The following is a 14437-nucleotide window of genomic DNA, read 5'->3' on the forward strand; positions in this document are numbered from 1 at the left end:
TAAGACTGACGAAGTCAGTAACCATATGTCTAAGGCAAGGCGACGTTGACGCGGTTTGAAGAGATTTTCGAAGAGTATTATAGTCTTTTCTAATAACAAGCCATAGTCACTTATAAGAATTACTAATAAAGCGTTTGAAGAGCATAACTGAAATAAAGCTATAAAACACGCTATACAAAGGATTTGAGGCATTTGTCTCAGGTCTTTTTCTTTTGTTTAAAACAGATATATAGTTTCAAACTATATCAAAGCCTAATTTTTTACAATTATACAGATGATTTCTTTTCTGTTAAGATAGTTTCAACAACAAATTTTGGAGGACACATCATGTCAACTACAATCATCGGTTTCCCTCGTTTGGGTGAATTCCGCGAATTAAAATTTACAACTGAAAAATACTTTAGAAAAGAAATCTCAGAGGAAGAACTTTTAGCAGCAGCAAAAGACTTACGTGCTAAACACTGGAACATTGTCAAAGAAAAAGGCATCACTGAGATTCCATCAAATGACTTTTCTCACTATGATAACTTCCTAGATGCAGCTTTCCTTTTCAACGTGGTACCTGCTTCAGTTCAAAACTTGGACTTGTCTGACCTTGAGCGCTACTTCGCTTTGGGACGTGGTTACCAAGGAGAAAAAGGGGACGTTCGCGCCCTCCCAATGAAGAAATGGTTTAACACTAACTACCACTACATCGTTCCTAAATTTGAAAAAGACACTCAAGTCAAACTTGCAGGTCACAAGATTTTTGATGAGTTCCAAGAAGCCAAAGAACTTGGTCTCAACACTCGTCCTGTTCTTGTAGGTCCCTTCACTTTCCTTCAATTGTCAGACTTTGAAGAAGGCGTGAAAGCAGACGACTTCGTAGATAGCTTAGTGGCTACTTACCAAGAAGTTTTTGCTAAATTGGCTGAACTTGGTGCAACTCGCATCCAATTGGATGAAGCGGCTCTTGTAAAAGACTTGACAGCTGAAGAAAAAGCTCTCTTCTTGAACCTTTACAACAAACTCTTGGCTGACAAAAAAGGTCTTGAAGTCTTGCTTCAAACTTATTTCGGTGATGTTCGTGACGTATACGCTGACCTTGTAAACTTGCCAGTAGATGCTATCGGTCTTGACTTTGTTGAAGGTAAGAAAACTCTTGAACTCGTTAAAGGTGGCTTCCCAGCTGACAAGACTCTCTATGCAGGTATTGTCAATGGTAAAAACATCTGGCGCAACAACTACGAAAAGAGCTTGGCTGTTCTTGAGCAAATCCCAGCTGAAAACATCGTTTTGACAAGCTCATGCTCACTTCTTCATGTGCCATTTACAACAGCTAACGAAGAATTTGAACCAGCTATCTTGAACCACTTTGCCTTTGCAGTTGAAAAATTGGATGAAATCCGTGATTTGGACGCTATCCGCAATGGTCAAGGTGAAGAAGCACTTGCCGCCAACAAAGAACTTTTTGCGACTGAGCGTGTGGGTGAAAATGCGGAACTTCGTGCTCGTATCGCTGGATTGACGGACGCAGACTACACTCGTTTGCCAGCCTTTGCAGAACGTGAAGCTATCCAAGAAGAAGCTTTCAAACTTCCAGCTCTTCCAACAACAACTATCGGTTCATTCCCTCAAACAAAAGAAGTTCGTGCCAAACGTTTGGCTTACCGTAAAGGTGAATTGTCTCAAGAAGAGTACGACGCTTTCCTTGCTGAAACGATCGATGAATGGATCAAATGGCAAGAAGATATCGACTTTGATGTCCTTGTTCACGGTGAATTTGAGCGTAATGACATGGTTGAGTACTTCGGTCAAAACTTGTCAGGTTACCTCTTCTCTAAAAACGGTTGGGTACAATCATATGGTATGCGTGGGGTGAAACCACCAATCATCTGGGGTGATGTCACTCGTCTTAACCCTATCACTGTTAAATGGTCTAGCTATGCACAAAGCCGTACAAACAAACCTGTTAAGGGTATGTTGACTGGACCTGTTACCATCCTCAACTGGTCATTCCCACGTGAAGACATCTCTATCAAGGATTCTACTCTTCAAATCGCCCTTGCTATCAAGGATGAAGTACTTGACCTTGAAGCTGCTGGTGTGAAAATCATCCAAATCGACGAGGCTGCTCTTCGTGAAAAATTGCCACTTCGTCGTAGCGACTGGTACGAAGACTACCTTGACTGGGCAATTCCTGCCTTCCGCTTGGTACACTCAACAGTAGCGCCAGACACACAAATCCACACTCACATGTGTTACTCAGAATTTACAGATATCATCCCAGCTATCGATAACATGGATGCAGACGTTATTTCCTTTGAAGCTAGCCGTTCAAACCTTGAAATCTTGGACGAACTCAAAGCGAAAAACTTCCAAACAGAAGTGGGACCTGGGGTTTACGATATCCACTCACCTCGTGTGCCAAATGAAGGCGAAATCGACAATACAATCGAAGCCATCCTTGCTAAAGTGCCAAGCAAGAAAGTTTGGATCAACCCTGACTGTGGTTTGAAAACACGTGGTATTCCAGAAACAAAAGAAAGCTTGATCCGCCTTGTTGAAGCAGCGAAAGCTGCGCGTGAGAAATTGTAAGATTAGATTTCTCAAGAAGCGCTGTTTGGTCAATCTGCCTGTTTCACTTGGATTCTAGGAATCCAGCTAACGAAAAAAATTAACTAGAAAAGGATAATGACTATGTCACGCCAAACACCGTCACTCTCATTTGAAGTGTTCCCTCCCAACCCAGCCGTGGGTAATGATAACATTATTTCTGCCCTTCAAGATATGCAGGAGTTGACTCCCCACTTTATCAGTGTAACTGCCAGCAATAATAAATTTAATATCAAGGAAACGACGGTCCGTTTGGCTGATTTTATCCAAAATGACTTGGCGATTCCGACCATTGCCCACTTGCCAGCCATCTATTTGACTAAGGACAAGGTGGCTGAAACCATTGCGGACTTGGACAAGGTTGGGGTGCAGAAAATCTTGGCTCTTCGTGGGGATATTATTCCAGATGTGGAGCCGCAAAAGGATTTCCGCTATGCAACGGACTTAATTGAGTTCATCAAGGAACAAGCTCCTCACTTTGATATTGTTGGTGCTTGCTATCCAGAAGGGCACCCAGATTCGCCAAATCAGATTTTAGATATTCAAAATCTCAAGAAGAAAGTGGATGCAGGTTGTTCGAGCCTCGTAACCCAGCTTTTCTTTGATAATGAGCGCTTCTATGATTTCCAAGACAAGTGCATCTTGGCTGGGATTGATGTTCCCATTCATGCAGGGATTATGCCAATTTTGAATCGAAATCAGGCTCTCCGCCTCTTGAAGACTTGTGAGAATATCCATCTTCCACGCAAATTTAAATCCATCTTAGACAAGTATGAGCATGACCCTGAGTCGCTCAGAGCAGCAGGACTTGCCTATGCAGTGGACCAAATCGTGGACTTGGTAACTCAGGATGTTGCCGGTGTGCATCTCTACACTATGAACAATGCGGATACAGCAAAATACATCCACCAAGCAACACATGCCTTGTTTAATCATCAGTCTCTAGGATAATAAAAAGAAAACCATTCTTCTCAAGTGAGGGGAATGGTTCCTTTTTAATGGTAAAGACCGCACTTTTTAAGAAAAATATGATAAAATAGACTTTGTACGTACTTGATACAAAGATGAGGGTATTTAGGTTGTAGAAGTTTGTTTAAAGTTGATTATTTTTTAAGCAAAATCTGATAATGTGTGTCTCAAAAAACACGAACGGAGTGAGTATTTAAAAGATATTTCACGCTATCGTGGTATCTTAGATGATAACAATATTATTATCTAAGGCAGGATTTTTGAGAGTAAAATAGTTCGGGAAACTATTTTAGCCTGAGTATAGAAATAAAAAGGCGAAGTAATTAAAAATTACCATTGAAATTCCGTTGGATTTCTAAAATCATCCACTGGATAATTTTAGCTCCCGTCCGCACTATTCCAGGGAAATATCAAAAAGATACTTAATTGAATTTTGGCCTCATTCCTTAGGAAAAAAGATAAGCTTCCTAGCACTCATCGAGTGCGGCGTCACCTTCCTATTTTTCTACAGAAATGTTCGGCAAGCCGAACCGTCCAAAATATCTTGTGTAATTGAACACGCCTACAACTCTGTGGAAAAAGATAAATCTACCTAGGAGCATTCGCTCCGTCGTTCGATTTCCTATTTTCCTTTGAGTTGCTTGACGTCCTTGGTATCTTGAGTAATTGAACACGCCTACAACTCTGTGGAAAAAGATAAATCTACCTAGGAGCATTCGCTCCGTCGTTCGATTTCCTATTTTCCTTTGAGTTGCTTAACGGCTTAGTATCTTGATTTTTGTAGGCAAGGCGTATAATTTCATCAATCCAAAGGGGATTAAAATGACAAAACAAGTGTTTCAAACGACTTTTGCGGGTCGTGAGTTAATTGTAGAGACTGGTCAGGTTGCTAAGCAAGCAAATGGCGCAGTTGTCGTGCGTTACGGTGAGTCAACTGTCTTGACTGCTGCCGTTATGTCTAAGAAAATGGCAACTGGGGATTTCTTCCCTCTTCAAGTCAACTACGAAGAAAAAATGTATGCAGCTGGGAAGTTTCCTGGTGGCTTTATGAAACGTGAAGGACGTCCTTCAACGGATGCGACCTTGACAGCGCGTTTGATTGACCGTCCAATCCGTCCTATGTTTGCGGAAGGTTTCCGTAATGAAGTCCAAGTCATCAATACAGTGCTTTCTTATGATGAAAATGCATCTGCACCAATGGCTGCTATGTTTGGTTCATCTTTGGCACTGTCTATTTCAGATATTCCATTTGACGGACCAATTGCTGGGGTACAAGTGGGATATGTAGATGGCCAAATCATCATCAACCCAAGTCAAGAACAAGCAGAGCAATCTCTTCTTGAATTGACAGTAGCTGGAACCAAGCACGCTATCAACATGGTAGAGTCTGGTGCCAAAGAATTGTCAGAAGAAATCATGTTGGAAGCGCTTCTTAAAGGGCACGAAGCTGTCAAAGAATTGATTGCCTTCCAAGAAGAAATCGTTGCTGCTGTCGGTAAAGAAAAAGCAGAAGTGGAATTGCTTCACGTGGATGCTGAATTGCAAGCTGAAATCATTGCAGCCTACAACAGTGACCTCCAAAAGGCAGTTCAAGTAGAAGAGAAATTGGCCCGTGAAGCTGCGACTCAAGTAGTGAAAGACCAAGTGACTGCCGTTTACGAAGAAAAATATGCGGACCACGAAGAATTTGACCGTATTATGCGTGATGTGGCTGAAATCTTGGAACAAATGGAACACGCAGAAGTGCGACGTTTAATTACAGAAGACAAGGTGCGTCCTGATGGTCGTAAGGTCGATGAAATCCGTCCTTTGGATGCGGTTGTCGACTTCCTTCCTCGTGTACATGGTTCAGGTCTCTTTACTCGTGGGCAAACTCAAGCTCTTTCAGTCTTGACCTTGGCTCCGATGGGAGAAACTCAAATCATTGATGGTTTGGATCCAGAGTACAAGAAACGCTTTATGCACCACTATAACTTCCCTCAATATTCTGTAGGGGAAACAGGTCGTTACGGTGCGCCAGGTCGTCGTGAAATCGGTCACGGTGCCCTTGGTGAGCGTGCTCTTGCTCAAGTCTTGCCAAGCTTGGAAGAATTCCCATACGCTATCCGTCTAGTAGCAGAAGTTTTGGAATCAAACGGTTCTTCATCTCAAGCTTCTATCTGTGCGGGAACTCTTGCCCTTATGGCTGGTGGTGTGCCAATCAAGGCGCCAGTAGCTGGTATTGCTATGGGACTTATCTCAGATGGAAATAACTACACAGTATTGACAGATATCCAAGGTTTGGAAGATCACTTTGGAGATATGGACTTCAAGGTTGCAGGTACTCGTGATGGGATTACAGCCCTTCAAATGGATATCAAGATTCAAGGGATTACTGCAGAAATTTTGACGGAGGCTCTTGCTCAAGCCAAGAAAGCGCGTTTTGAAATCCTTGATGTCATTGAAGCAACCATTCCAGAAGTTCGTCCAGAATTGGCTCCAACTGCTCCGAAAATTGATACGATCAAGATTGATGTGGACAAGATTAAGATTGTCATCGGTAAGGGTGGAGAAACCATCGACAAGATTATCGCTGAAACAGGTGTTAAGATTGATATAGACGAAGAAGGAAATGTGTCTATCTACTCTAGTGACCAAGATGCTATTAACCGTGCCAAAGAAATTATTGCTGGTTTGGTTCGTGAAGCCAAAGTGGATGAAGTTTACCGTGCTAAAGTCGTTCGTATCGAGAAATTTGGTGCCTTTGTTAACCTCTTTGATAAGACAGATGCCCTTGTTCATATCTCTGAGATGGCTTGGACTCGTACCAATCGTGTAGAGGATTTGGTAGAAATCGGGGATGAAGTTGATGTTAAGGTTATCAAAATTGATGAAAAAGGCCGTATCGATGCCTCTATGAAGGCTCTTCTACCTCGTCCGCCAAAACCTGAGCATGATGAAAAAGGTGAAAAGTCTGAGCGCCCTCACCGCCCACGTCATCAAAAGGATTACAAACCTAAGAAAGAATTTACAGAAACACCAAAAGATTCAGAATAAGAAAAGGAGAAATGTATGGGGTGGTGGCGCGAAACCATTGATATTGTAAAAGAAAATGATCCAGCGGCCCGCACCACTTTGGAGGTTTTGCTGACTTATCCAGGTGTCAAGGCCTTGGCGGCCCACCGTCTCTCGCATTTTCTCTGGAAGCACGGCTTCAAACTATTAGCTCGTATGTACAGTCAGTTTTGGCGCTTTTGGACTCAGATTGAGATTCATCCAGGAGCCCAGATTGATTCAGGTGTTTTTATTGACCATGGTTCTGGTCTGGTGATTGGAGAGACAGCGATTGTTGAAAAAGGCGTTCTTCTCTATCACGGAGTGACTCTCGGGGGAACAGGGAAAGACTGTGGCAAACGCCATCCGACTGTACGAAAGGGAGCCCTCATATCAGCCCATGCCCAAGTTATCGGGCCTGTGGAAATTGGTGAAAATGCCAAGGTCGGTGCTGCAGCAGTTGTCGTAGCAGATGTACCTAGTGACGTGACGGTTGTCGGTATTCCGGCTAAGATTGTCCGTCTTCATGGTAAGAAAGATGAGCCTGTCATTCACGAAGTCGAAGAAAAACGAGAGTATTATGTCAATAAACTCGAGCAGGCTAAAGATGCCAGTCATAGATCGTCTGGTTTGTAGAGGATACCTATATGATTCAAGCAAGAAACAAATTAAGCCAAGAGGAGTTATCTGAGGCGAAAAAACTAATTAACTGTTGCCAAAACTATGACGGTACCTATCGTGATCCCTATCTCTCTAACATGCTTAATTTTGACCCAAACATGCCCGCCTTTTTCCTTTATTATGAAAAAGGCGAACTTGTTGGTCTCTTAACTGTTTATGCAGATGATCAAGATGTGGAAGTGACGATACTGGTTCATCCAGATCATCGCCGTCAGGGAATTGCGCGTGCTTTGTTTGCGAGTTTTGAGAAAGAAACAGCTTCTTTCTCTATTTGTTCAGTCACTTTTCAGACAGAGCGTATTTTTCTAGAGCGTCATCCTGATTTTGTCAATAATTGGGGATTGGTCGAGGATGAAGAGACAGAAACCTGGTTAGGTAAGGATAGAAGACCATATCAGTTAGGAAATGTTTCCAATCTTTCCAATTTTGAAGTTTTGTTAGCAGATAGTTCGTTTCAGGAGCAAATTAGTCAGTTAAAATTTCAGGCATTTTCAGAGGAACATGAATCTAGAGAAGTTGTGGATAGATATGTCGCTGAAGCTCTGAAGGATCCAGAAAGTCGCTTATATATTTTGTTAAAAGACGGTCAGGTTATTGGAACTTGCACGGTAGATTTATCGACTAATACGAATTACTTCTACGGTTTAGCAATATCTGAACCTGAACGTGGGAAAGGCTATGGAAGCTACTTAGCAAAATTCCTTGTCAACCAACTGATTGAGCAAAATGATAAGGAGTTCCAAATTGCAGTAGAGGATAGCAATGTAGGTGCCAAACATTTGTATGAAAAAATTGGCTTTGTCAAACAGACTCAGGTGGTTTATCTGAATGAGAAAGGAGCAAGGGATTCCGAAGTGTAGAGAGATTCGGACTGAAATTCAATTGAACTCTTAGTGATGAAACTAACTGTTCTCGGATTTTGGCTTTCCTGACTATTATTTTATGATTAAAATCTACGACACCATGTCTCGTGATTTGCGAGAATTTGTCCCGATTGAGGACGGTAAGGTCAAGATGTATGTTTGTGGGCCAACCGTGTACAACTATATCCACGTGGGGAATGCCCGTTCAACGGTGACTTTTGATACCATTCGTCGCTATTTTGAGTATCGTGGTTATGAGGTTGCCTATATTTCCAATTTTACGGATGTAGATGATAAGATAATCAACCGTGCCAGGGAAGAAGGCATCACGCCTCAGGAAGTTGCGGACAAGTACATCGCTGCCTTTCGTGAGGATGTGACGGCCTTGGGCGTGAAACCTGCGACTCGCCATCCGCGTGTGGTGGAGTTTATGATTGACATCATCCGCTTTGTGGAAGATTTGATTGAAAAAGGCTTTGCCTACGAGAGTCAAGGGGATGTTTACTTCCGTGTGGAAAAATCCCACAACTATGCCAAATTGGCTAATAAAACCTTGGAAGATTTGGAGCTAGGTGCTTCAGGTCGTATCGATGAAGAAACGGCTCGTAAGGAAAATCCTGTAGACTTTGCCCTATGGAAATCTTCCAAACCAGGTGAGATTTCTTGGGATAGTCCTTGGGGACCTGGACGTCCGGGTTGGCATATTGAGTGTTCAGTCATGTCGACAGAGATTTTAGGTGATACCATTGATATCCACGGTGGTGGAGCTGACCTAGAGTTTCCACACCATACCAATGAAATTGCCCAGTCTGAAGCTAAAACAGGCAAGACTTTTGCTAACTACTGGATGCACAATGGCTTTGTCAATATCGACAATGTCAAAATGTCTAAGTCCTTGGGTAACTTCATTACGGTACACGATGCCCTTAAAACTCTTGATGGGCAAGTACTTCGTTTCTTCTTTGCGACCCAGCACTACCGTAAGCCTATCAACTTCACGGAAAAGGCAGTTCGCGATGCCGAGACCAATCTCAAGTATCTGAAGAATACTTATGAGCAACCATTTACAGGAAACGTGGATGCCCAAGAGTTACAAAACTTTAAAGATAAGTTTGTAGCAGCTATGGATGAAGATTTTAATGCTGCCAACGGTATCACAGTTGTCTTTGAAATGGCCAAATGGATCAACTCAGGGAACTATGATGCAAGTGTCAAGCAAGCTCTTGCAGATATGTTAGAAATTTTTGGAATTGTCTTTGTTGAGGAAGCTTTGGATGCAGAGATTGAAGACTTGATTCAAAAACGCCAAGAGGCGCGTGCCAATCGTGACTTTGCGACAGCAGACCAAATCCGTGATCAATTGGCTGCTCAGGGAATTAAGCTCCTTGACACCAAGGATGGAGTGAGGTGGACACGTGATTGATGTCAATATCATTAATGGGATTGCGCTAGCCTTTGAAGGAGATGCGGTTTATTCCATGTATATTCGTCGTCACCTCATCCTCAAAGGCATGACCAAACCCAATAAACTCCATCAAGAAGCGACCAAGTATGTGTCGGCCAAAGCTCAGGCTAGCCTGATTTCCCTCATGTTAGAGGAGCAAGTCCTAACGGAAAGAGAAAAAGAAATCTACAAACGTGGCCGCAATACCAATAGCCACACAAAGGCTAAAAATGCCGATGTGGTGACTTACCGCATGTCCACAGGTTTTGAAGCTGTGATGGGCTATCTCCATATGACTGAAAATTTGGAACGTCTTGAGAGCTTGATTTGGTGGTGCATCCAAAAAGTGGAGGGCTAGGACATGATGACAAAAGAACTACAAGACTGGTTTCCTGAGGCTCAGATTTCAGACCAACCAGTAGAGAAAGAGGGCTATCTCACTCTCCCTTTAGCTTCTCAGCAGTGGATTTTGCTGGAGAAAGCTGGGCTCAGTGAGCGTGAAAAGCAGTTGATTTCCCTTTTGACCCAGCAGGAGCAGGCTCGTTCGCTCAATCCTTGGTATTCCTATCTGATTGAGGGGAAGGGTCAGGCACCGCAAACTTTTAAAAAGATTCAGTTGGTGTATTGCCATCTTTCCTATTTTCAGCAGGAAAATCTGGCTTCTTGGCTAGATATGATGCGGACTCTTTTTCCGAATTGTCAGACGGTGCTTCAGGTCAGAGCTCAGGATTATGTTTTCGTGCTGCAACAAGATAAGTACACCTCTGTACGTTCAATCTTATCTGATACGATTGAAGCGGTTGAGTATGACTTTGGACTTCGTCTCTCTATCATGTTAGGCCAGGTTTGGTCTCAGGCAAGACATCAAGCCCTATCAGACTTGATTAAAGCAGAGAGAGATTTGTTTAAGACTTGGTGGCGTCAGGGTCACCAAGGTGTTCATACTTTTTCACAGCTCTATCTTTGGAGTATGGGAGAAAGGCTCGTGGACTTGAAGCCAATCAAGGAATGTCTACACCAGATGATTTTGGATCAAGATCAGATTCAGGAAATCATTCTCTCCCTTTGGGAAAATAGTGCTGTCCTAACAAAAACAGCCCAGCAACTCTATCTGCACCGCAATTCTCTCCAATACAAAATTGATAAATGGGAAGAATTGACAGGGCTACAGTTGAAGGAATTGACCGACCTGACCCTGTGTTATCAATTGATTTTAGGTTCTTTGTCAACTATAGTTGGTTTGTAAAGAAGTTAATATTTGGAGAAGAGGATTGCATCTTCTCCATTTTTATGTGCAGAGTTATAGTGGATTGATGCTGTCAATCGAAAGTGATGATGTCCCAAAAAAATGGTGAGATTGAGGGCAATTATTTTGCTTTCATCAGGGATTGCATGTTTTGGTTTTCGATTTCTGTTTCCGTGTCTGAAGGCTTTTTTCCTTTCTGTTGATAGGCTAGTAGCAGACGATTGATTTGTCTTTTAGAAAGATTGAGTTCGACACAGGCTCGATTCTTTGTTTTCTTTCCTTGGTCTATAGCTTTTATCACAAGATATTTTTTCGTTTCATTCATATTCAGTTGGATACTTTTCATACGACTATTTTATCAAATGGGACATTTTCACGTTCGATTTACTAAAGACATTCTCACATTCGAATTACAAAACAGAAAAAATAAAATGTTTTTCCTTGCAAAATTCGGGGGGGGGGGTGGTATAATTATCACTAGACTGTATATTCTTCATAGGAGGTACAGTGGGGTAAATAGTCGTAAGTTGCTATTTATATATTAGACTTTCCTGCGAAACAAAATATGGTATAGTAGTTCTATGAATTATGAAGCAAGTAAACAACTAACTGATGCACGATTTAAGCGTCTTGTTGGTGTTCAGCGTACCACTTTTGAAGAGATGTTAGCTGTATTAAAAACAGCTTATCAACTTAAACACGCAAAAGGTGGACGAAAACCTAAACTAAGCCTAGAAGACTTTCTTATGGCGACTTCAATATGTGCGAAAATATCGAACTTATGAACAAATTGCGGCTGATTTTGGTATCCACGAAAGCAACTTACTCCGTCGGAGCCAATGGGTTGAAGTAACTCTTGTTCAAAGTGGTTTTACGATTTCAAGAACTCCTCTCAGTTCTGAGGACACGGTAATGATTGATGCGACGGAAGTAAAAATCAATCGTTCTAAAAAAAGAATTAGCAAATTATTCTGGTAAAAAGAAATGCCACGCTATGAAGGCTCAAGCGATTGTCACAAGTCAAGGGAGAATTGTTTCTTTGGATATCGCTGTGAACTGTTGTCATGATATGAAGTTGTTCAAAATGAGTCGCAGAAATATCGGACAAGCTGGTAAAATCTTGGCTGACAGTGCTTATCAAGGGCTCATGAAGATATATCCTCAAGCACAAACTCCACGTAAATCCAGCAAACTCAAGCCGCTAACAGCTGAAGATAAAGCCTGTAACCATGCGCTATCCAAGGAGAGAAGCAAGGTTGAGAACATCTTTGCCAAAGTAAAAATGTTTAAAATGTTTTCAACAACCTATCGAAATCATCGTAAACGCTTCGGCTTACGAATGAACTCGATTGCTGGCATTATCAACCGTGAACTAGGATTCTAGTTTTGCAGGAAGTCTAGTTTTACAATCTACAAGTTGATTCACTTTCTATTATGTATTATTATGATAGTGGTAAACAAAACAGAGAGGAGTTCTATATGACACCAGAAGAAGTCTATATGACAGAGTGATTGGAAAAGCAAATCACCTGCTTTCAGGGGAAAAGTTTCCAGCATCGCAGACGCTACAAGGTCTTGGAGATTGCTGAGATTGTTTCCGGTTTTTTGATTGCGATTTTTTGTGCCATTCCCATGTCGGGCGATTACTATCGCCTTGTCTCTGTTGTGCTTTCAAGCATGGGGTTGCTTTGTGAGGGATTGCTTGGTATTTATAATAGCAAGGAACACTGGATATCCTATCAGAAGGCAGCGCAACTTTTAGAACGAGAAAAGTTTCTCTACCAGTGTCTGACTGAGAAATAAATACGCAGGTGAAAGCAAGCCTTCTACATTCTTTGTCAAGATCTGTGAAGGGATAATCTCTGACGAAATAATCAAGTGGGAAGGCATCCAGTCTAAAGAAGCGGGTGTGCCTGCGGAAACTCCACTCCAATGCAAGAAAAATCGAGGGGGTAAAAGAAAACCTATAGTCAGGGAAAGAATAGCCTGACTGGAAAGCAGTATGAAAAAATGGAATTTACAGCGTAAAACAACTCAAGGTCCGGTTTGTTTTTTGTGCTTAAAAGACAGGAACTTCCTTGAAACTTGAGTTTGTCTCGGTGCATTTGAAAGAAAACTCAGTTTAGACGGAGACTGTTAAACAAGCTTATGGTCTAACCAGTACGGATGTGGTTGAGTAGCTAGTAGATGGTTTTTTAGAAATGGAAAGAGTGCAGATTTCAATGTTTCAACACCTAAAGGAAGATAACTAGGAGGTGATTAAGGTTAAAACAAAACGGATAAATGGTGATTTATTTTCAGGTCTTATCGCTGATGTCGACGAAGAAATCATGAATAGCGATGACAATCGTTTAGCTATCGATAGGATTGTCATCCAACATAATGGCGGTTTGAGCGATGAAGGAGCACCTGGTATGTATCTACAGGCGTTGGTACCTCTGCTTATTACCAGGCTTGGACTATCCAGAGCATGGTTTTTGCCCTGTAGGAGTCTTTGCCATCATTGATACCCAGGAAGCAGACGGCTACACTTGAGGCTTTCTGAAGTCAGAAAAAAGCTGGCTGGCCTTGGAGTTCACAGAAAGAATTACTTAGAACATAAGGAGAAAAATAATTGTTGAAATTGATACAAAATAAGAAAAAAGGTGGAGAGAAAGCCTTTCGCTACTCTCTCAGAAAATTTAAATTTGGCGCGGCTTCTGTGTTGGTAGGACTCTCCTTTTTAGGCAGTGATATATCTACCGTTTCCGCTCATTTTGAAACGGTAGATAATGTGACCTATCTTGGGGATACACCTAAAGAAGTTGAGAATGCTAAGCAATCAGTACAAGTAAGGACTGAGATATCAAAAAATGGCAAGCATGTAAAATATACAATACTTTTCAATAAAAATTATGAATACTGGGCTAGGCCAGGACTTACTGCTTGGTTACCAACTGGTTTGGACCATCGGACGGTTAGGATTAGAACTTATAATTCTGATGGAAAAACAGGGGGAGGGGGATTGCCGTGGAAATTAGTGCACGATTTGGGAGTGCATGAATTTCCTGGTGCGACAAGAGAATTAGTTTTCAATCCTGATTTTGACCCTAGAAACGAAGGAAAATGGAATGAATTTTGGGAAAAAATAGGAAAGGTTGGTTCAGGTTCCGATATTCCAACTGAGTGGAAAGAAAAAAATCAGTTACTGTTTGGTATCAATTCATGGGAAAATTTTTCTCACAATGCTTACAAGTGGGAAATAGAAGCGGATGTTCAAGATGGGGTAGTGGCTTCACAATTACCTGTCGTAGCTGGAATTGTACAGCCTCGTTCAAGATATCCTCGCTATGTTGCAGTAGGACCTAATGAAACAGTAGATACAGACGGAGACGGTTTCCCTGATAAGGTAGAAAAAGAGAAAGGAACAGATCCAAACGATCCTAAGTCAAATCCAGATACCAAAGACACCGACGGAGACGGTTTCCCTGATAAGGTAGAAAAGGCAGAAGGAACGAATCCAAACGATCCTAAGTCAAATCCAGATACCAAAGACACCGACGGAGACGGTTTCCCTGATAAGGTAGAAAAGGCAGAAGGAACGAATCCAAACGATCCTAAGTCAAA

Annotated in this window: 10 protein-coding genes and 3 pseudogenes; 12 read left to right on the forward strand and 1 reads right to left on the reverse strand. The window is 41.9% G+C overall.

All coding sequences use genetic code 11. The features are described 5' to 3' along the window. Window positions 1-327: 327 nt before the first annotated feature. The 8 genes from metE (at window position 328) to HT736_RS05930 (ending at window position 10831) form a co-directional block, all read left to right on the forward strand. Window positions 328-2577 carry a 5-methyltetrahydropteroyltriglutamate--homocysteine S-methyltransferase gene (gene metE, locus HT736_RS05895; RefSeq protein WP_172930834.1) on the forward strand — a complete coding sequence of 750 codons (2250 nt, stop codon included), beginning with the start codon at window positions 328-330 and terminating at the stop codon, window positions 2575-2577. 102 nt (window positions 2578-2679) lie between these two features. Further along, window positions 2680-3546 (forward strand): methylenetetrahydrofolate reductase [NAD(P)H], encoded by an 867-nt coding sequence (gene metF, locus HT736_RS05900; protein ID WP_023933248.1) that lies wholly within the window; start codon window positions 2680-2682, stop codon window positions 3544-3546. An 840-nt stretch (window positions 3547-4386) separates the two neighbouring features. Continuing rightward, a complete protein-coding gene (gene pnp, locus HT736_RS05905; RefSeq protein ID WP_172930835.1) occupies window positions 4387-6600 on the forward strand; it encodes a polyribonucleotide nucleotidyltransferase in 2214 nt (737 codons plus the stop codon). 15 nt (window positions 6601-6615) lie between these two features. After that, a complete protein-coding gene (cysE, locus tag HT736_RS05910; protein WP_000539991.1) occupies window positions 6616-7233 on the forward strand; it encodes a serine O-acetyltransferase in 618 nt (205 codons plus the stop codon). 11 nt (window positions 7234-7244) lie between these two features. Continuing rightward, the gene (locus HT736_RS05915) at window positions 7245-8138 is read left to right on the forward strand and encodes a GNAT family N-acetyltransferase (protein ID WP_172930836.1); all 894 of its coding nucleotides are present in this window, start codon (window positions 7245-7247) and stop codon (window positions 8136-8138) included. Window positions 8139-8220: 82 nt separating this feature from the next. Continuing rightward, entirely contained in the window at window positions 8221-9564 is a 1344-nt protein-coding gene (gene cysS, locus HT736_RS05920; protein WP_050223374.1) for a cysteine--tRNA ligase, read from the forward strand. Then, window positions 9557-9943 carry a Mini-ribonuclease 3 gene (locus HT736_RS05925; RefSeq protein WP_050207972.1) on the forward strand — a complete coding sequence of 129 codons (387 nt, stop codon included), beginning with the start codon at window positions 9557-9559 and terminating at the stop codon, window positions 9941-9943. Before cysS ends, HT736_RS05925 begins: the two co-directional genes overlap by 8 nt. 3 nt (window positions 9944-9946) lie before the next feature. Further along, a complete protein-coding gene (locus HT736_RS05930; RefSeq protein ID WP_172930837.1) occupies window positions 9947-10831 on the forward strand; it encodes a PucR family transcriptional regulator in 885 nt (294 codons plus the stop codon). Window positions 10832-10956: 125 nt separating this feature from the next. Here HT736_RS05930 and HT736_RS05935 read toward each other — a convergent pair. Continuing rightward, window positions 10957-11156: pseudogene (locus tag HT736_RS05935) on the reverse strand (helix-turn-helix domain-containing protein); the annotation flags it as partial. Window positions 11157-11412: 256 nt separating this feature from the next. Between HT736_RS05935 and HT736_RS05940 the strand changes: the two are divergent. From HT736_RS05940 to HT736_RS11430, 4 genes and pseudogenes are all read left to right on the forward strand, one after another. Continuing rightward, a pseudogene (locus tag HT736_RS05940) lies at window positions 11413-12215 on the forward strand (IS5 family transposase). 128 nt (window positions 12216-12343) lie between these two features. Next, window positions 12344-12821: pseudogene (locus HT736_RS05945) on the forward strand (DUF4231 domain-containing protein). A 407-nt stretch (window positions 12822-13228) separates the two neighbouring features. Beyond that, a complete protein-coding gene (locus HT736_RS05950; protein WP_153300005.1) occupies window positions 13229-13366 on the forward strand; it encodes a hypothetical protein in 138 nt (45 codons plus the stop codon). A gap of 79 nt (window positions 13367-13445) precedes the next feature. Continuing rightward, window positions 13446-14437, forward strand: a 992-nt coding sequence (locus tag HT736_RS11430; RefSeq protein ID WP_188110799.1) for a YSIRK-type signal peptide-containing protein, incomplete at its 3' end; no start/stop codon positions are given.

This window comes from Streptococcus sp. 339, assembly GCF_013277285.1.
Classification (GTDB): Bacteria; Bacillota; Bacilli; order Lactobacillales; family Streptococcaceae; genus Streptococcus; species Streptococcus pseudopneumoniae.